15 protein-coding genes are annotated in these 18,057 nt (G+C 61.2%); 4 read left to right on the forward strand and 11 right to left on the reverse strand.

Features of this window, described 5'->3' with window-relative positions:
* Window positions 1-16: 16 nt before the first annotated feature.
* Window positions 17-457, reverse strand: a complete 441-nt coding sequence (locus B5M06_RS01230) for an SH3 domain-containing protein (RefSeq protein WP_054066431.1) — start codon at window positions 455-457, stop codon at window positions 17-19.
* A 331-nt stretch (window positions 458-788) separates the two neighbouring features.
* Between B5M06_RS01230 and B5M06_RS01235 the strand changes: the two genes are divergently transcribed.
* Together B5M06_RS01235 and fghA are read left to right on the forward strand one after the other, a co-directional pair.
* Complete coding sequence (locus B5M06_RS01235) at window positions 789-2,069, forward strand: DEAD/DEAH box helicase (protein ID WP_054066432.1); 1,281 nt, start codon at window positions 789-791, stop codon at window positions 2,067-2,069.
* A gap of 152 nt (window positions 2,070-2,221) precedes the next feature.
* Window positions 2,222-3,085, forward strand: coding sequence for an S-formylglutathione hydrolase (fghA, locus tag B5M06_RS01240; protein ID WP_054066433.1), 864 nt, complete (start codon window positions 2,222-2,224; stop codon window positions 3,083-3,085).
* 50 nt (window positions 3,086-3,135) lie between these two features.
* Here fghA and B5M06_RS01245 read toward each other — a convergent pair whose 3' ends face one another.
* Window positions 3,136-4,068, reverse strand: a complete 933-nt coding sequence (locus tag B5M06_RS01245; protein ID WP_054066434.1) for a sensor domain-containing diguanylate cyclase — start codon at window positions 4,066-4,068, stop codon at window positions 3,136-3,138.
* Window positions 4,069-4,227: 159 nt separating this feature from the next.
* On the opposite strand from B5M06_RS01245, the gene B5M06_RS01250 reads away from it, so the two are divergent.
* Window positions 4,228-4,683, forward strand: a complete 456-nt coding sequence (locus tag B5M06_RS01250) for a hypothetical protein (protein WP_054066435.1) — start codon at window positions 4,228-4,230, stop codon at window positions 4,681-4,683.
* A gap of 111 nt (window positions 4,684-4,794) precedes the next feature.
* Window positions 4,795-6,795, forward strand: a complete 2,001-nt coding sequence (locus tag B5M06_RS01255; protein ID WP_054066436.1) for a TonB-dependent copper receptor — start codon at window positions 4,795-4,797, stop codon at window positions 6,793-6,795.
* Between the two features lie 85 nt (window positions 6,796-6,880).
* On the opposite strand, the gene cydX (B5M06_RS01260) is transcribed toward B5M06_RS01255, so the two are convergent.
* From cydX (B5M06_RS01260) to B5M06_RS01300, 9 genes are all read right to left on the reverse strand, one after another.
* Window positions 6,881-7,009 (reverse strand): cytochrome bd-I oxidase subunit CydX, encoded by a 129-nt coding sequence (gene cydX, locus B5M06_RS01260; protein WP_054066437.1) that lies wholly within the window; start codon window positions 7,007-7,009, stop codon window positions 6,881-6,883.
* 112 nt (window positions 7,010-7,121) lie between these two features.
* Complete coding sequence (cydB, locus tag B5M06_RS01265; RefSeq protein ID WP_054066438.1) at window positions 7,122-8,273, reverse strand: cytochrome d ubiquinol oxidase subunit II; 1,152 nt, start codon at window positions 8,271-8,273, stop codon at window positions 7,122-7,124.
* A gap of 15 nt (window positions 8,274-8,288) precedes the next feature.
* Window positions 8,289-9,857 carry a cytochrome ubiquinol oxidase subunit I gene (locus B5M06_RS01270; protein WP_054065890.1) on the reverse strand — a complete coding sequence of 523 codons (1,569 nt, stop codon included), beginning with the start codon at window positions 9,855-9,857 and terminating at the stop codon, window positions 8,289-8,291.
* A 526-nt stretch (window positions 9,858-10,383) separates the two neighbouring features.
* Complete coding sequence (gene cydX / locus B5M06_RS01275; RefSeq protein ID WP_054065891.1) at window positions 10,384-10,515, reverse strand: cytochrome bd-I oxidase subunit CydX; 132 nt, start codon at window positions 10,513-10,515, stop codon at window positions 10,384-10,386.
* A gap of 112 nt (window positions 10,516-10,627) precedes the next feature.
* Window positions 10,628-11,779 (reverse strand): cytochrome d ubiquinol oxidase subunit II, encoded by a 1,152-nt coding sequence (gene cydB / locus B5M06_RS01280; RefSeq protein WP_054065892.1) that lies wholly within the window; start codon window positions 11,777-11,779, stop codon window positions 10,628-10,630.
* An 18-nt stretch (window positions 11,780-11,797) separates the two neighbouring features.
* The gene (locus B5M06_RS01285; protein ID WP_054065882.1) at window positions 11,798-13,399 is read right to left on the reverse strand and encodes a cytochrome ubiquinol oxidase subunit I; all 1,602 of its coding nucleotides are present in this window, start codon (window positions 13,397-13,399) and stop codon (window positions 11,798-11,800) included.
* 82 nt (window positions 13,400-13,481) lie between these two features.
* A complete protein-coding gene (locus B5M06_RS01290; protein WP_054065883.1) occupies window positions 13,482-15,182 on the reverse strand; it encodes an amino acid ABC transporter ATP-binding/permease protein in 1,701 nt (566 codons plus the stop codon).
* A complete protein-coding gene (gene cydD / locus B5M06_RS01295; protein WP_077393459.1) occupies window positions 15,179-16,852 on the reverse strand; it encodes a thiol reductant ABC exporter subunit CydD in 1,674 nt (557 codons plus the stop codon). Before cydD ends, B5M06_RS01290 begins: the two co-directional genes overlap by 4 nt.
* A 157-nt stretch (window positions 16,853-17,009) precedes the next feature.
* A complete protein-coding gene (locus B5M06_RS01300) occupies window positions 17,010-17,966 on the reverse strand; it encodes an NAD(P)H-dependent flavin oxidoreductase (protein WP_054065885.1) in 957 nt (318 codons plus the stop codon).
* Between the last annotated feature and the right edge of the window lie 91 nt (window positions 17,967-18,057).

An 18,057-nucleotide genomic window follows, 5' to 3' on the forward strand; every position in this document is an offset into this window, starting at 1 on the left:
AACTATGGCCTGGTGCTTACCAGCCCCACAGCAGTTTCTTGGAGATCCAGCCCGTCTTTCCATTGCTGGCCTGGCCTTTGACCCAGCCGTTTTTCTTGTCCAGCGTCTTGAGCAGGTCGTATTGCTCAAAGCTGGCAACTTTCTTGTATTGCGTGCCAGGGCCGGTGCGCATATTCGCCTTGGGTGCTTTGACGATATGGTGGGCCTGCTTGCCGGTCAGAGGTCTGTAGACCCAGCCCAGCTCCCCTTCAAAGTCGCGCACTTTCAGCCAGTTGCCGCGCTTTTGTGTCACTTTCATGGGGTAGCCCTTGCTCAGCTCCCAGCTCACATCATGCTGGGTTGACGGGCCTTGCCGCACATTCACGCTCTTGCCAGCAATGCTCACAAACTCAGCCTGCGCCTGCGCAGCCCCCAAAGCCAATCCCAGTACGGCAACCGCTTTCCATAAAACACCCATGGGTTGTTTTTCCCTTTCTTTCAACATCCATCAAGACCATCTGCCAACTCACCAAGAGCCGCTCACGCAACCCAGCAAACCGCAGGTTTGCGTTGGAGGCGAGGCGCGAAGCCGCGGGCAGTACCAGTCGTACGACAAGGCTTCGCAACAACGAATCCAGAGTTGCGTTAGCGAGTCTAAGCACTTGCAGTGCGACTCACTCTTTCGCTGAGCACTGCATCCACCAAAGGTTCCCCCGCAAGGGCTGCAAAAGTCCTTGCCGCACACAAAGCTGCGGCAGGACCGACAATCGCAGCCTTTGCTTTTCAACGCTACATCCTCGCGTTTGCCCATGCCCTTTTCTGCCCTTGGCCTTGCGCCTTCGCTGGCCCATGCTGCTGCTTCTCAAGGACTGATTGCACCCACTCCCGTGCAGTCTCAAGCCATTCCTGCCATTTTGAACGGCCACGATCTGCGCGCCTGCGCGCCCACTGGCTCTGGCAAGACAGCGGCCTATGTCCTGCCCTTGCTGCAGCAATGGCTGCTCAGCGATGCTGCCCAACGCCAGGGCTCGCGCAGCACGCAGGCGCTGGTCCTGGTGCCCACACGTGAGCTGGCGGCGCAGGTGGCCGAGCTGATCTACCACGTAGGCGAAGCCATGGGCCGCCGCCCCAAGGTGGCGGTGCTCACAGGTGGTGTCTCCATCAACCCACAGCTCATGGCGCTGCGCGGCGGTGCAGACATGGTGATTGCCACACCCGGCCGCCTGCTGGACGTGGTGGCGCACAGCCAGCTCAAGCTGCACACCATCGACACCCTGGTGATGGATGAGGCCGACCGCCTGATGGACCTGGGCTTTGCCGAAGAGCTGGAACAAGTGCTGGCGCTGCTGCCTGCCAAGACCGCGCGCCAGACCCTGCTGCTGTCTGCCACCTTTGGCCCTGCTGTGCAGACGCTGGTGGGCCAGCTGCTGCGCGAAGGCCATGTGAGCGTGGAAGTGGAAAACACCCACCAGCAAGACGCCACCATTGCCCAGCGCGCGATTTACGTGGATGCCGCCAAGCGCACCAGCGTGCTGCGGGACCTGGTGGCGCAGTACCCCGAGCAGCGCATGCTGGTGTTTGTCGCCAGCCGCTACAGCGCCGAGCATGTGGCCAACAAGCTCTACGCCAGGAAGATTTACGCCACCGCTTTCCACGGCGAACTCAGCCAGGGCGCGCGCGAGAAGGTCTTGCAGGAGTTCAAGAACCACCAGTGGCAGGTGCTCATCACCACCGACCTGGCGGCGCGCGGCATTCATATCGACGCCCTGCCCGTAGTGGTCAACTATGACCTGCCACGCTCCGCCGATGACTACACGCACCGCATCGGCCGCACAGGCCGTGCAGGCCTGTCGGGCACAGCCATCAGCTTCGTCTCTCCCGCCACACAGGCGCACTGGAAGCTGATTGCCAAGCGCAACCAGCTCAACATCGAACTGGAGACGCTGCCTGCCTACCCCGTCACCGAAAAAGCCCCAGAACGTGCGCCGCATGAAGATGGCAACCATGGCGGCATCAAAGGCAAGCGCCCCAGCAAGAAAGACAAGCTGCGTGCCGCTGCAGCAGCGGCTGCGGCCAGCCACAAGCCATAAATGGCTGGTGCGCCCTACACTGGGCACAGCTTTTGCAGACAAACTGTTAAAACCAGAGCAGCTTGCGCTTGCAAATATTAGCTTTCTGAATGTTTTCCATCGGAAAGTCTTATGCAAGCAGCGCAAGCAGCTATTTTTCCAGGAGTAGCCCCATGTCCACCCCTTTTGAACTGATCAACGCCCACGCCTGCTTTGGTGGCGCACAGCGCTACTACCAGCACGATTCCCGCGAAATTGGCCTGGCCATGAAGTTCTCGGTCTACCTGCCTCCACAGGCCATTCAGGGCGAAAAAGTACCCGCCCTGCTGTACCTGGCCGGACTGACCTGTACGGAAGAAACTTTCATGATCAAGGCTGGCGCACAGCGCCTGGCAGCCGAACTGGGCATGGCCCTGATTACCTGCGACACCAGCCCGCGTGGTGCCAACGTCAAGGGCGAAGCCGACAGCTGGGATTTCGGCGTAGGCGCAGGCTTTTACCTCGATGCCCAGCAAATGCCCTGGGCGCGCAACTGGCGCATGGAAAGCTACATCATCGATGAGCTGCTGCCCATGATTGGCCGCTACCTGCCCATCGACCTGCAACGCCTGGGCATCTGCGGCCACAGCATGGGCGGTCACGGCGCACTCACGCTGGCCCTGCGCCACCCTGGCAAGTTCAAGAGCCTGTCGGCCTTCGCCCCCATTGCCAACCCCAGCAACTGTCCCTGGGGTGAAAAAGCCTTCACCGGCTACCTGGGTGACAACCGCGCCGTCTGGGCACAGTACGACGCCACACTGCTCATGGCAAAGCAGGGCAAGGCGCCCTACCCCGCAGGCATCCTGATTGACCAGGGCATGGCCGACAAATTCCTGCACGAAAAGCAGCTGCTGCCAGAAGCCTTTGAGGCAGCCTGCGCCCAGCTGGGCCAGCCTTTGACCCTGCGCCGCCAGGGTGGCTACGACCACGGCTACTACTTCATCCAGACCTTCATCGAAGACCACCTGCGCCACCACGCGCAGCAACTGGCAGCCTGAAGACAAAAAACCGCCACTTCGGCGGTTTTTTGCAGTCTGGGGTGTACTGTTTAGTGCCAGCTTTGCGCTGACGCGCTGATGCGGTGCCCGCCCTGCTTCTTGGAGACATACAGCGCTTGGTCTGCACGCTGGATGATGTCTTCCATGCTGGTGTCGCTCCGATCAAACTGCGCCATGCCCAGACTCAGCGCAGGCGTGCTGCTGCGTGTGGCATAGGGGCGCAGGGCCTGGCTGCCCAGCTCCAGCAGCTGCTGTGCAAACGCGGGCATCTCGACCATGGAGGTATGGCACAGAATGGCAAATTCATCGCCCCCCACACGGCACACCAGATCCTCAGGCCCCGCCATCTGCAGCAAGGCCTGGGCCAGATCGCGCAGCGCCTGATCCCCGGCAACATGGCCCTGCTGGTCATTGATGGCCTTGAAATGGTCCACATCCACGCTCAGCAGGCAGATGGAGGGCACCTTCCTGGCGATGAAATCCGAATAGGCGCGCGCCAGTGACTGCATGAAGTGGCGTCGATTGCACAGCCCGGTGAGCTCATCGCTCATGGCCCGCTGCAGCAGCTGGTTCTGCAGATTCTTGCTGGCCGTCATGTTGCTGGCCACCCAGACTACCGCCGCTTCACCGTGGACAGCATGCTTGAGCGGGCTGATGCGTCCTTCAAAGATGATGACTTCTTCCGGCCCCTCGGGTGGCAGGCCCAGCACATCGCGGGAGCTGAGCTCGTACTCCACCACCAGCATCTGCTGGCTGTCAATCGCCTTGCGGATCTGCTCCAGAAACCAGCTGGTCTTGGTGGGCACCAGTACGTCCTGCAGGTACTTGCCTACCAGTGAGCTGCCATCGTGGTAGTAGCGCTTGTCCTTGCCGCCGAGGATGGCGATGTATCGCCCGGACTCGGAGAGGATGAAGGTAGGGTCAGGCAGACTGTCGCAGATCTGTGCGTAGTCGGTGCTGGTCAGAAAGTCAGGGACAGACATGGATGGCGCGCATGGAGGTTGTGTCAAATTGTCGCAGGTTCTGTCTCCAGTCCTTCCGGTGAATTCCCATCCCGGCAGACTGGGACTTTTCTTGCGCTAGCGCAAACCGACGCAGCATGAAGCTCTGCGAGCAGGTACTGGCTCGCATAATGCGCGCCCATGCTGGAACGCATCCGCCAATCTCGCCGCCTGCATGCCGTGGTCGTCACGGCATTTGCGCTGCTATTGCTGGTGGCCATGCTCTCCGGTGTACGCGTGCGCGCCGCCACAGCCCCGGCCACGCACGAAACGCTGACACAGTCCATGCTGCACAGCCTGTGCCTGCCGCAGGACGCACCAGCTGCAGCGGCCAGCCAGCAGCAGGCCTATGAAGAATGGCTGCTGTCTGCCTTTGATACGCCCCCTGCGACCCACGCGCATGACGAGCACGCAGGCCCGCACTGCGTGCTGTGTCTGGCGCTCATGCTCCCGCCTGCCATCCGCCTGCAGGCCGCTCCCTATCCGGTGCCGCACTACCGCGCACCGTGGCTGTGGCCGGTGCTGTTTCCGGCTGCACAGCCTGTCCGGGCACCACTTCCGCCCCGAGGCCCTCCGGCCAGTTTCCGCGTTCTCTGAAAAAAAGTTCGCGTACCCGTCACTGGGTACGCACCGTTCTTTTTGACCTCTAATATGCACCGATGAGGGCAGGCGCAAGCCTGCCCTCATCCTGCGCGGAAAGTTCATCCGATGTTCCCATCTTTATCGCCTACCGCACTGGCAGTGGCGTGCCTGACTGCGCTCTGCGGCAGCGCTGCCCAAGCGCAATCCGAAACTGCTGATACCTCTCGTTCCCTGCCCGAAGTAGTGGTCACTGCCGTCCACGACCACTCTCCAGTGCAGGTCCGCATAGACCCCAAACTGCCTCGCCAGCCCATTCCGGCCAGTGATGCGGCTGACTACCTCAAGACCATCCCCGGCTTTGCTGCACTGCGCAACGGCGGCAGCAACAGTGACCCCGTGTTTCGCGGCCAGTTCGGCTCGCGCCTGAGCCTGCTGAGCAATGGCGCACAAATTCTGGGGGCCTGCGGCGGCCGCATGGATTCGCCCAGCTCGTATATCTCGCCCGAGACCTATGACACGCTCACCCTCATCAAGGGGCCGCAGACTGTGCTCTGGGGGCCTGGGGCTTCCGCAGGCGTGGTGCGTTTTGAGCGCCAGCCGCCCGCGTTCACCGAACCCACCGCCCGCGTGAGCGCCAGCCTCATGGCCGGTCGCTTTGGTCGCAATGACCAGAATGCCGAACTGGAGCTGGGCAATCGCCAGGTCTACGCCCGGCTGCATGCCAACCGCTCACACAGCAATGACTACCGTGATGGCGCAGGCCAGCGTGTGCATGCGGCCTACGAAAAGTGGAACGCCGATCTGGAACTGGGCTGGACACCCGATGCCTACACCCTGGCCGAGCTGAGCGTGGGCGCTGGCGACGGCAAGGCCAGCTACGCCACACGCGGCATGGATGGCAGCAAGTTCCGCCGCGACAGCCTGGGCCTGCGGCTGGAAAAGCGCCATCTCACGCCTTGGCTGACCAAGGTGGAAGCGCAGCTGTTCCACCACCGCGCTGACCACGTCATGGACAACTACACGCTGCGCCCCGCCCCCAGCACCGGTGCGCGCGTGAGCAATGTCAGCCGCACCACCAATGGCGCACGCCTGGCGCTGACGCTGCAGCCTGCGGCGTCGCTTGAAGTCATCACCGGCTTTGACAGCTTTATCAGCCCGCATGACAAGCGCATGAGCACACCGGCCGTGCCCTACCAGGGCCTGCCGCGCGTGCGCGATGCACGCCTGAGCAACTGGGGCTGGTTTGCAGAATCGAACTGGCAGATCAGCCCGCAGACACGCTGGGTGGCCGGTCTGCGCCTGGACCAGTCCGAAGCACGCCGCTACACCACCAGCCTGTCTGACCACCGCCGTGAGCAGGCCATGCCCAGCGGCTTTGTGCGCTGGGAGCACAGCCCTGCCAAACAGACCACGGTGTACGTGGGTCTGGGCCATGTGCAGCGCTTTCCGGATTACTGGGAGCTGTTCTCCGCTGGCAACAGCGGCATCGACAAGGGCAACAGCTTTCAGGCGCTGCAGACCGAAAAAACCACGCAACTGGACTTTGGTGCGCAGTGGCAGGGATCACATGCCAAGGCCTGGGCCGCAGGCTATGTGGGGCAGATGCGTGACTACATCCTGTTCAACTACGCTGGCAACGGCAAAGAAGTCCGCAATGTAGATGCGCACATTGCAGGCTTTGAACTGGGCGGCAGCTACCGCTTCAGCCCAGCCTGGACGGCACAGGCCACGCTGGCAACCGTCTGGCAGCACAACACCACGGACGACCGCCCCTTGCCACAGACACCACCGGCTGAACTCAAGCTGGGTCTGGACTATGCCCAGAGCCCGTGGACGGCAGGCGCCCTGTGGCGACTGGTTGCCCCACAGCACCGCTACAGCCGCAACGAAGGCAATGTGGTGGGGCGCGATCTGCAGCCCACGGCAGGCTTTGGCACGCTGGCGCTGAACGTGGGCTACAAACTCTCCAGCCATGTGAAGCTGCTGGCCGGGGTTGATAACCTGTTTGACCAGCAATACACCGAGCACCTGAACCTGCTGGGCAATGCGGGCTTTGGCTATCCGGGCTACCAGCGCATTGCCGAGCCTGGACGCACTTTCTGGCTGCGCGCAGATTTGGCATTCTGAGCGGCAGTTGTCAAAACCGCTTCCATAACGACAAAGGCAGCCCGAAGGCTGCCTTTGCTGCTTTGACGCACACGAAAACCGATGCTCAGCCTGCGGACGGGTCCTGCAGCTGCTTGCGGGTGGCTTCATCGTCCATCAGCTCAAACCACATGGCGTTGAGTACGGCAAACGCTGCAGCCAGCGGCAGGCCCAGCATCCAAGCGAAGTACCACATTGCGATTTCCTTTCAAACTTCAATAGTGATAGCTGCCAGCGCTTGTGCTGTTTGACTTTAGATATTCAAAGACTTTCAAACCTTTGAATATCAAGCGCTGGCAGCTCTTTTTTTAATAGGCGTGGGTCTTGCCGCCTTCAATTTCCTTTTCCTGCACCTTGCCACGCATGATGTGGAACACCCAGCTGGTATAGGCCAGGATGATGGGCATGAAGATCACGGCGCACACCAGCATGATGAACAGCGTCAGGTGGCTGGACGAGGCGTCCCACACCATCAGGCTGAACTGGGGGTTGACCGTCGAAGGCAGGATGAAGGGGAACATGGACACGCCCACGCTCAGCACAATGCCAGCGATAGCCAGACCGCTGCTCATCAGCCCCAGCCATTCACGGCGCAGCTTCATGCCCAGCGCAGCCAGCAGCGGCATGCACACGCCGATGGCAGGCACGATCCACAGCAGGGGCTGCTTGGCATAGTTGGCCAGCCAGGCGCCCTCACCTACGGCAGCAGACTTGAGCATGGGGTTGGAAGGGCCTGTGGTGCTCATGGCTTCGGTCAGCACAAAGCCGCTGAGCTTGGCCAGCCACAAGCCTGCCACCACATACAGCACGGTGGTCAACACGGCGGCCATCACACCCCAGCGGGTAGCGCGGGCCTGCACTGCACCTTCGGTCTTGAAAACCAGCCAGGCAGCACCGTGCATGAGCAGCATGGTCAGCGACACCAGACCGCACAGCAGGGCAAATGGCGTGAACAGGTCAAAAAAGCTGCCGTCCCAGAAGATGCGCATGTCATCCGACAGGCGGAAAGGCACGCCCAGCAGCACATTACCCATGGCCACGCCAAACACCAGGGCAGCGCCCCAGCCGGACAGCGTCAGCAGCCAATCCCAGGTGTTGCGCCAGGCAGTGCTTGCTTGCTTGCTGCGGAACTTGAAGGCCACAGGACGAATGATCAGGCACACCAGCACGGCAAACATGGCCAGGTAAAAGCCCGAGAACGAGATGGCATACAGCATGGGCCAGGCAGCAAAGATGGCACCGCCACCCAGAATCAGCCAGACCTGGTTGCCTTCCCAGACAGGGCCGATGGTGTTGATCACCACACGGCGCTCTACATCGGTCTTGCCAGTGATGCGCAGCAAGGCGGCTGCCCCCAGGTCAAAACCGTCGGTGACGGCAAAGCCGACGAGCAAAATGCCCAGCAGCAGCCACCAGATGACGCGCAGGACGTCGTAGCTAATCAGTTCATGCAAGATCATGTGTGACTCCTCGGGTTACTTGGACTGCGGCTCATACGCGCTCAGATGCGGCGCGCTTGCTTCCTGCGGCCCCTTGAGGATGGCCTTGCGCATCAGCACCATTTCAATGATGAACATCACGGTATAGATGGCGATGAACAGGCCCAGCGTCAGCAGCACCGTGCTTGCACCCAGGTTGGAGACAGCCATGGCTGTCGGCAGCACCCCTTCAATGATCCAGGGCTGGCGACCCAGTTCGGCCACCACCCAGCCACACTCGGCCGCAATCCACGGCAAGGGGATGGAGAGCACCGCCAGCTTGAGCAGCCAGGGGTGGGCATCCAGACGGCGGCGGGCAGACAGCACGAAGAAGGTCGCAGTCAGCACGATGAAGAACATGCCCAGGCCCACCATCACGCGGAAGCTCCAGAACAGAGGCGCCACAGGAGGCACGGTGTCATTGGCAGCCTGCATGATTTGCTCGGCCGTCGCCTTGCGGGGATCGTCGGTGTAGCGCATCAGCAGCAGGGCATAGCCCAGATTGCTGCCGTTGTCTTCAAACGCAGCGGTCACGTCTGCTGGCACCTGGTCAGGATGCTTGTAGGAGCGGATGGTCTGCAGCGCGTCATAGGCCTTTACACCAGAGACGATGCGATCCTGTGCGCTGGCCACCAGCTCGTTGATGCCGGGAATCTGTGTATCCAGCGAGCGGGTACCGATCAGGCCCATGACCCATGGAATATGCACGGCGAAATGGGTTTCGCGGGCCTCCTGGTCAGGGAAACCAAAGGCGGTAAAGGCGGCGGGTGCAGGCTCTGTATCCCACATGGCTTCGATGGCCGCCAGCTTCATCTTCTGGTGTTCGGACGACAGATAACCGGATTCGTCACCCAGCACCACCACGGACAGCGATGCCGCCAGACCGAACGATGCAGCCACCGTCATGGAACGCTTGGCCAGCTCGGTATGACGGCCCTTGAGCAGATACCAGGCCGAAATGCCCAGCACAAAGATGGCAGCCACGGTGTAACCGGCCGAGACGGTGTGCACAAATTTGGCCTGCGCTACAGGGTTGGTGAGCACGGCAAAGAAGTCATGCACTTCCATGCGCATGGTCTGGGGGTTGAACACCGCGCCCACGGGGTTTTGCATCCAGCCGTTGGCAATCAGGATCCACAGCGCCGAGAAGTTGGAGCCAATGGCCACCAGCCAGGTCGCAATCAGGTGCTGCACCTTGGTCATGCGGTCCCAGCCGAAGAAGAACATGCCCACAAAGGTGGCTTCCAGGAAGAAGGCCATCAGACCTTCAATCGCCAGAGGGGCACCAAAGATATCGCCCACATAGTGGCTGTAGTAGCTCCAGTTCATGCCGAACTGGAACTCCATGACCACGCCGGTGGCCACGCCCATGGCGAAGTTGATACCGAACAGCACGCCCCAGAACTTGGTCATGTCGCGCCAGATGGTGCGGCCCGTCATCACATAGACGGTTTCCATGATGGCCACCAGAATCGACAGGCCAATGGTCAGCGGAACGAACAAGAAGTGGTAGAGCGCCGTTATCGCAAACTGCAGCCGCGATAAATCGACGATGTCGAGGTCCATGGCAATTCCTTTCTAATGGGATTCCTCAAAAACTTGGTTGCCACGTGCCGTGCAGCACAGGTGGCAGTGATGGCATCGCTCCACGCAACGCGGCAGCAGTGCATCAATGGGCAGTGATCCATAGGGGCGCAATGGCAAAGCAGCGCTGGCTACATGCAAATTTCCAAGCTTTTTTGCCATTGAACCCTTATCTTTCAAGCGCTTGGCGCTCTCTTTTTTATTTTTCAGGCATGGCGATGGGGTGGGGTTTGCAGCACGAAAGGTATCCCGCTTCCTCAGACCACGGGGCCTGGCAGCGCTGCCCTGACAAGCTTTGCAAAGAAGACATGGATGTAATCATATTCTTTAATTTCAGGAATTTCTGAAATTAAAGAAATGCTAGCAAGTGTCACAGATCCATCTTTTAACTAGGGTATTTACTTGATCGTTATGGCGTGGCTTTCGCGCCTGCCACAGGCATAAAAAAACACCGCAGACGTGGCGTCGTGCGGTGTTTTCGGTATGAGGGGTAAGGCGCTATGCCTGCTTAGCCCTCATCCCCTTTGCGCAGCCATTGCGCGCGCTGGGCGTCATCTTCGAGCAGCTCAAACCACATGGCATTGAGTACGGCAAACGCTGCGGCCAGCGGCAGGCCCAGAATCCAAGCGAAGTACCACATTGCGACTTCCTTTCAAACTTCAATAGTGATAGCTGCCAGCGCTTGTACTACTTAGCTTTAGGCATCCAAAGACTTTCAAAGCCATGAATACCAAGCGCTGGCTGCTCTGTTTTTAATAGGCGTGGCCCTTGCCGCCTTCAATCTCTTCTTCCTTGACCTTGCCACGCATGATGTGGAACACCCAGCTGGTATAGGCCAGGATGATGGGCAGGAAGATGCTGGTTGACACCAGCATGATGAACAGCGTCAGGTGGCTGGACGAGGCATCCCACACCATCAGGCTCATGCCGGGGTCTACCGACGAAGGCAGGATGAAGGGGAACATGGACACGCCCACGCTCAAAATGATGCCGGCAATGCCTACTCCGCTGGACAGCAGCGCCGTCCACTCATGGCGGCCCTTGATGGCCCAGGCAGCAATCAGCGGCATCAGCAGGCCCAGCGCAGGAACGATCCACAGCACAGGCTGCTTGGCGTAGTTGACCAGCCAGGCACCCTCAGCCACACCCGCACTCTTGAACAACGGGTTAGACGGGCCTACGGTGCTCATGGGCTCGGTCAGCACATAGCCTTGCAGCTTGGCCAGCCACAGGCCGGCTGCCAGATACAGCAGCACGGTCAGCAGTGCAGCCACCATGCCCCAGCGGCTGGCACGCTCCTGCACCACACCTTCGGTCTTGAAGACCAGCCACACAGCGCCGTGCATCAGCAGCATGCACAGCGACACCAGACCGCACAGCAGGGCAAATGGCGTGAACAGGTCAAAGAAGCCGCCCTCCCAGAACATGCGCAAATCGTCGGTCAGGCGGAAAGGCACGCCCAGCAGCACATTGCCCACAGCCACGCCAAACACCAGGGCAGCGCCCCAGCCAGACAGCGTCAGCAGCCAGTCCCAGGTGTTGCGCCAGGTGGCACTGTCACGCTTGCTGCGGAACTTGAAGGCCACGGGGCGCACGATCAGGCACACCAGCACGGCAAACATGGCCAGGTAAAAGCCGGAGAAGGAAATGGCATACAGCATCGGCCAGGCTGCGAAGATGGCTCCACCGCCCAGAATCAGCCAGACCTGGTTACCTTCCCAGACAGGGCCGATGGTGTTGATCACCACACGGCGCTCTACATCGGTCTTGCCAGTGATGCGCAGCAAGGCGGCTGCCCCCAGGTCAAAACCGTCGGTGACGGCAAAGCCGACGAGCAAAATGCCCAGCAGCAGCCACCAGATGACGCGCAGGACGTCGTAGCTAATCAGTTCATGCAAGATCATGGTGCGACCCTCTTATGTTTATTGCTCATGCTTGCCAGAGGCCAGCGCAGGTGCAGGCGCAGCAGCTGTCATGCCGTGCGGGTCTGGGTCTGAGGTCATCGTTGGCCCCTTCACGATGGCGCGGTGCATCAACTTCATTTCGATGATGAACATCACGGTGTAGATCGCAATGAACACGCACAGCGTAAACAGCACCGTCCCTACGCCCAGGTTCGACACCGCCATGGCGGTTGGCAGCACCCCTTCAATAATCCAGGGCTGACGGCCCACTTCTGCCACGATCCAGCCGCACTCGGCCGCAATCCAGGGCAGAGGAATGGCGCACACCGCCACCTTGAGCAGCCAGGGGTGGGCATCCAGACGGCGACGGGCCGAGAGCACAAAGAAGGTGACCATCAGTGCGATGAAGAAGAAACCGCAGGCCACCATGATGCGGAAGCTCCAGAAGATCGGGAACACTGGGGGAATCGAATCACGCGCTGCCAGATGGATCTGCGCTTCTGTGGCATTGCGCGGGTCATCGACATAGCGCTTGAGCAGCAGGCCATAGCCCAGCCAGTGGCCGTTGTCTTCAAACTGTTGCTGCACATCGGCAGGAATGGTTTCGCCCGGTTTGACCTGACGGATTTTCTGCAGCGCGTCATACGCCAGCACACCATTGCGGATGTGGGTCTGCGCACGTGCTTCCAGTTCCTTGAGACCTTCAATCGGAGTATCGAGCGAGCGGGTACCGATCAGGCCCATGACCCATGGAATATGGATGGCGTACTTGGTTTCCATCTTTTCCTGATCGGGAATGCCGAACAGGGTGAAGGAAGCTGGTGCAGGCTCTGTCTCCCACATGGCTTCAATGGTCGCCAGCTTGACCTTCTGGTGCTCGGAAGTCAGATAGCCCGACTCATCACCCAGCACCACCACGGACAGCGATGCCGCCAGGCCGAAGGATGCAGCCACCGTCATGGAACGCTTGGCCAGCTCAATATGGCGGCCCTTGAGCAGATACCAGGCCGAAATGCCCAGCACAAAGACAGCAGCCACGGTGTAACCGGCCGAGACGGTGTGCACAAACTTGGTCTGCGCCACAGGGTTGGTGAGCACGGCAAAGAAGTCATGCACCTCCATGCGCATGGTCTGCGGATTGAACACCGCGCCCACGGGAACGTTCATCCAGCCGTTGGCAATCAAGATCCACAGCGCCGAGAAGTTGGAGCCCGCGGCAACCAGCCAGGTGGCAATCAAGTGCTGCACCTTGGTCATACGGTCCCAGCCGAAGAAGAACAGGCCCACGAAGGTGGCTTCCAGGAAGAAGGCCATCAGACCTTCAATCGCCAGAGGTGCTCCAAAGATGTCACCCACGTAGTGGCTGTAGTAGCTCCAGTTCATGCCGAACTGGAACTCCATGACCACGCCAGTCGCCACTCCCATGGCGAAGTTGATACCGAACAGCACGCCCCAGAACTTGGTCATGTCGCGCCAGATGGTGCGCCCCGTCATCACGTAGACCGTCTCCATGATGGCGATGAGCACCGACAGACCCAGGGTCAGCGGCACGAATAAAAAGTGGTAGAGCGCCGTTACCGCGAATTGCAGTCGCGATATATCGACGATATCGAGTTCCATGGTGGCATCCTTTCCTCGAGGGACTTCTTTCCAAAACAGCCATATACGCAACCTGTCGACTTATCTCCAGCACAACAGGCCATCAGTCAGGGCGCAAGCACTTTACCCACTCATCAAAACTGGCTGCTACTTTTTTTGCTTGCCCACGCACACTACCAGTTTCAATGCATACAACTGTGTCAGTCATTAACGCTTCTCGTTGCAAATGTGTACTGAGCACGACGGTTTTGTCTGCAGCCCGATGCATCAGCCGCTGCAGCACATCACGCGCCGTGGCAGCATCCAGCCCTTCCGTGGGTTCGTCCAGCAGCCAGCAGGGCTGAGGTGACAGAAACAATCGTGCCAGACCGAGGCGGCGCGCCTGCCCACCCGACAGACCCAGGCCACCTTCACCCAGCATGGTGTCCAGCCCCTTGGGCATGGCGCGTACATCGGCGGCCAGCCCAGCGTCTTCGAGCACCGCCCACAGCGCAGCATCGTCTGCCTCCGGGGCTGCCAGGCGCAGGTTGTCGCGGATGGAATCCTGAAACAGCGCCACGCGCTGGGTCAGCCACACACTGGGCATGGCCTGTACGGTGCCTGCCGTCACGGACAGCTCACCGGCCAGCACTTCCAGCAAGGTAGATTTGCCAGCGCCGCTGGGGCCCACCAGGGCCAGCCTTTCGCCTTTCGCAATGCGCAGGCTGACTTGATGCAGCGCAGGCACGGCAGAGCTGGCGTGCTGCACCGTGACCTGATCGAGCACAAAGGCGGTGTCTGCATCCGCCGGAGGCTGCCAGCTGGGTGCATCACTGACCGGCTCCTGCAGGCGCTCGCCCAATCGACGCGCAGCCAGCCGCGTGCGCCCAGCCTCCAGTGCGCCACGGCGCAGTGCGGCAAAAGGCTCCATGGCCGTCAGCGCTACCAGCAAGGCCAGCGCAGCGCCCGGAGCGCCGATCACACCCGCCTGTACCAGCCAGCCAGCCATGGCCAGCACACCTGCCAGCACCAATGCACCGGCCACACCAAAGCCGGTGGCAGCCTGCGCGTCCAGACGATTGAGCGCATGGTCAGCCTGCGCCACGCGGGCATCGGCCTGCATGAGCTGCTCACAGGCTCGGGGCAGCTGACCGGCCATGAGCAGCTCGGTCTGCCCGGCCACCACATCCACGGCCTGGGCACGCAGGCGCTCCAGCGCCACAGCGCGACGAAGGGCTGGCACATGGCTGCGCTGCAGCAGCCACCAGGCCAGACCACCGCCAGCCACGCACAGGCCCAGCAGCACAGCCACACCCAGCCACCAGGTCAGAGCACCCAGCACGATGGCGGCCAGCAGCACAGCACCTGCAGCTGCGGCCACAGGCACCATCAGGCGCAGATATAGGCTGTCGAGCGCATCCACATCTGCCGTCAGGCGCTGCAGCAGGCGCGCAGGGCGCAGCTGCAGCTGACGCGCCGCGCCAGGCTGTGCCCAGCCCAGAAAGAGTTTTTCCCGCAGCGCTGCCAGCACGGCCAGCGTAGCTTCGTGCGTGACCAGACGCTCGCCATAGCGCGAAGCGGTACGCCCCATGGCCAGCAGGCGAATGCCTGCCGAGGGCATGAAGATGTCAAAAACCATGGCTGTCGCTGGCAGCAGCCCGGCAATGGCCGTGGCTGCAATAAACCAGCCGGAAAGGCCCAGCAATGCCATGCCCATGGTGACGGTCAGCGCTGCCATCAGCATCCCGCCCAGCCACCAGTGCCGCGGCGCCATCTGCCCCAGCAAGCGGGCCATCTGCCGCAAACCCATGCGTTGTTTTTTCATGCGGCCACCTCCTTCAGCGCAATGGTGCGGTCCATCAGCGCCGCCAGGGCTGGATCATGGGTCGCAACAATCAAGGTCTTGCCAGACGCCATCTCGCGCAGGTTGTGCATGACTTGCTCGCCGGTTGCCGGATCCAGGTGGGCCGTGGGTTCATCGACCAGCCACAGGCCTGCATGCTGCTGCACAGCCATGCGCGCCAGCCCCAGTCGTACGGCTTCACCACCAGACAGGCCCTGCCCTGCTTCCCCCAGGCTGGTGCTGTAGCGCTGGGTAAAGGCCTTGCCTAGCCCTGCCTGATGCAAGGCATGCTGCACAGCAGCGGGCTCCCCCCCCTCACGCCCCAGATGCACATTGCGCGGCACGCTGCCTGCAAAGATATGCGGTTGCTGGCTCATCCAGGCCATGCGTGCACGCATGACGGGCCAGTCCTGCTCCTGCATGCGCCGCCCATCGAGCTCCAGCTGCCCCGCAGGCACGGGCAACAAGCCTGCCAGCTGCGCCAGCAGCACCGATTTACCCGCACCGCTGGGCGCCCAGATGGCCACATGCTCTCCGGGCTGAATATCCAGGTTGACGGGGGCCAGCATGGCCTCACCATCTACGGCGACCTGCAGATCATGGGTGCGCACACCCATCGCACTGCGCGACACGGCATCAGGCACTGGTTGTAGCGCTGCAGGCAAGGGCTTGCGCTGCTGGCTCAGAGCCTGCAGACCTTCCATGGCGGCCTGCCCCGCTGCACGGTCATGCCAGACGGCAGACAGCTCACGCAGCGGATCAAAAAAGCTGGGGGCCAGCATCAGTACCCACAGCGCCTGGCCCAGACTGAGCTTGTCGCCCCAGGCACCAAACGGCAGATTACCCAGCAGATGAAAGCCCACATACATGGCCACCATGGCCACGCCCAGTGCCGAAAAAAGCTCCAGCACTGCAGACGACAAAAAGGCAATACGCAGCACGCGCATGGTGCGCACGCGCAGCGATTCGGCATGCTCACGCAGGCGGCTGGCCGTGTGCGGCACCGCATGCAGGGCGCGCAGCGTGCTCAGGCCACGCAGGCGGTCCAGCAAAAAACCATTCATCTGCCCCAGTTCCACCATCTGGGCTTCACTGGCGGCCTTGGCACGCCAGCCCACGATCGCCATGAACAGGGGGATGAGGGGTGCGGCAAACAGCAAAATCAGGGCCGCCACCCAGGATTGCGTGGCCACCGCCACAGCGATCAGGGGTGAGACCACCATGACGCGCCACATCGCTGGCTGATAGCGCGACAGCCAGGGCACGATGGCTTCGGCCTGCTCGGCCAGCGCACTGGCTGCAAGGCCGGATGGAGTACGCGTGCGGTCCATGGGCGAAGTCTGGGCCAGCGCCTGCAGGGCCTGCTCCCGCAACTGGCTGACCTGTGCACGTGCATGCACATAGGTCACGCGCACACCACGCCCCTCACACAGAGCGCGCAAGACACCGCAAACGGCCACACCTGCGACCTGCCAGCCCAGATACTGCATGCCCTGCCCATTGGCAAAGCACTGCACAGCCCAGGCGATAAAGGCGGCCTGAGGCAGCCACAGCAAAGAGGCCATCACCAGCCATCCACTGCCAGGTTGTACGGGTCTTCGTGCGCGGGTCGCTGCCTTGCCGTCTGGCGGTGGAGTCTCAGTGGTGGTCATCGTGTGGGAGTCTGCAACAAAAAGAAAACAGCACATGCTAGCAACTGCGCACCATGCCCTGCACACCATACCCGTGCAAGTCTTAGCGTTGCTGCAGGACATCACGCTGCCGCGCATAAAAAAAGCACCCGGAGGTGCTTTGGGGAATATCTGGAGATCACGCCCCCAGCAACCGCGCTCGTGCTGCCTGGTACTCCTGCTTCAGGCGTGCCACCACGTCCGCAGCGGGCTGAACCCGGTCAATCACGCCAATGCCCTGACCACAGCCCCAGATGTCTTTCCAGGCCTTGGTACGGCCCGAGCCAAAGTTCATGGCGCTGGGATCAGACGCTGGCAGGTTGTCGGGGTCCAGACCTGCAGCGCGGATGGATGGCGCCAGATAGTTGCCATGCACGCCTGTGAACAGGTTGGAATAGATCACGTCGTCAGAATTGCAGTCCACGATGGCCTGCTTGTAGGCCGTATCGGCCCGCGCTTCATCGGTGGCGATAAACAGCGAACCCATGTACGCAAAGTCTGCACCCATGGCCTGTGCAGCCAGCACCGCACCACCAGTTGCCATGGAGCCAGACAGTGCCAGCGGGCCGTCAAACCACTGGCGGATTTCCTGAATCAGAGCAAACGGGCTCTTGGTGCCTGCGTGACCTCCGGCGCCAGCGGCTACGGCGATCAGGCCGTCTGCGCCCTTTTCAATGGCCTTGCGCGCAAATTTGTTGTTGATCACATCGTGCAGCACCACGCCACCCCAGCTGTGTACCGCCTGGTTCACATCTTCACGCGCGCCCAGGCTGGTGATGACGACCGGCACCTTGTACTTGGCGCAGACTTCCATGTCACGCTCCAGACGGTCATTGCTCTTGTGCACGATCTGGTTGATGGCAAAGGGAGCCGCAGGTGCATCGGGGTTCGCCTTGTTGTGAGCCGCCAGCTCCTCGGTGATCTCGGCCAGCCAGTCGTCCAGCTGTTCCGCAGGACGCGCATTCAGTGCTGGCATGGAGCCCACGATACCGGCCTTGCACTGGGCAATGACCAGCTTGGGATTGCTGATGATGAACAGCGGCGAGCCAATGACTGGCAGCGCCAGGTTTTGCAGCACTGCAGGAATCTTGGACATGCAAACGTCTCCGTCTTAAATTGGAAAGAAACTGGCTGCCAGCGCCTGATACACAAGCGCCAGCAGCTATTTTTTTCAGAGTCTATGAGCA

This window comes from Comamonas kerstersii (genome assembly GCF_002056725.1).
GTDB lineage: Bacteria > Pseudomonadota > Gammaproteobacteria > Burkholderiales > Burkholderiaceae_C > Comamonas > Comamonas kerstersii.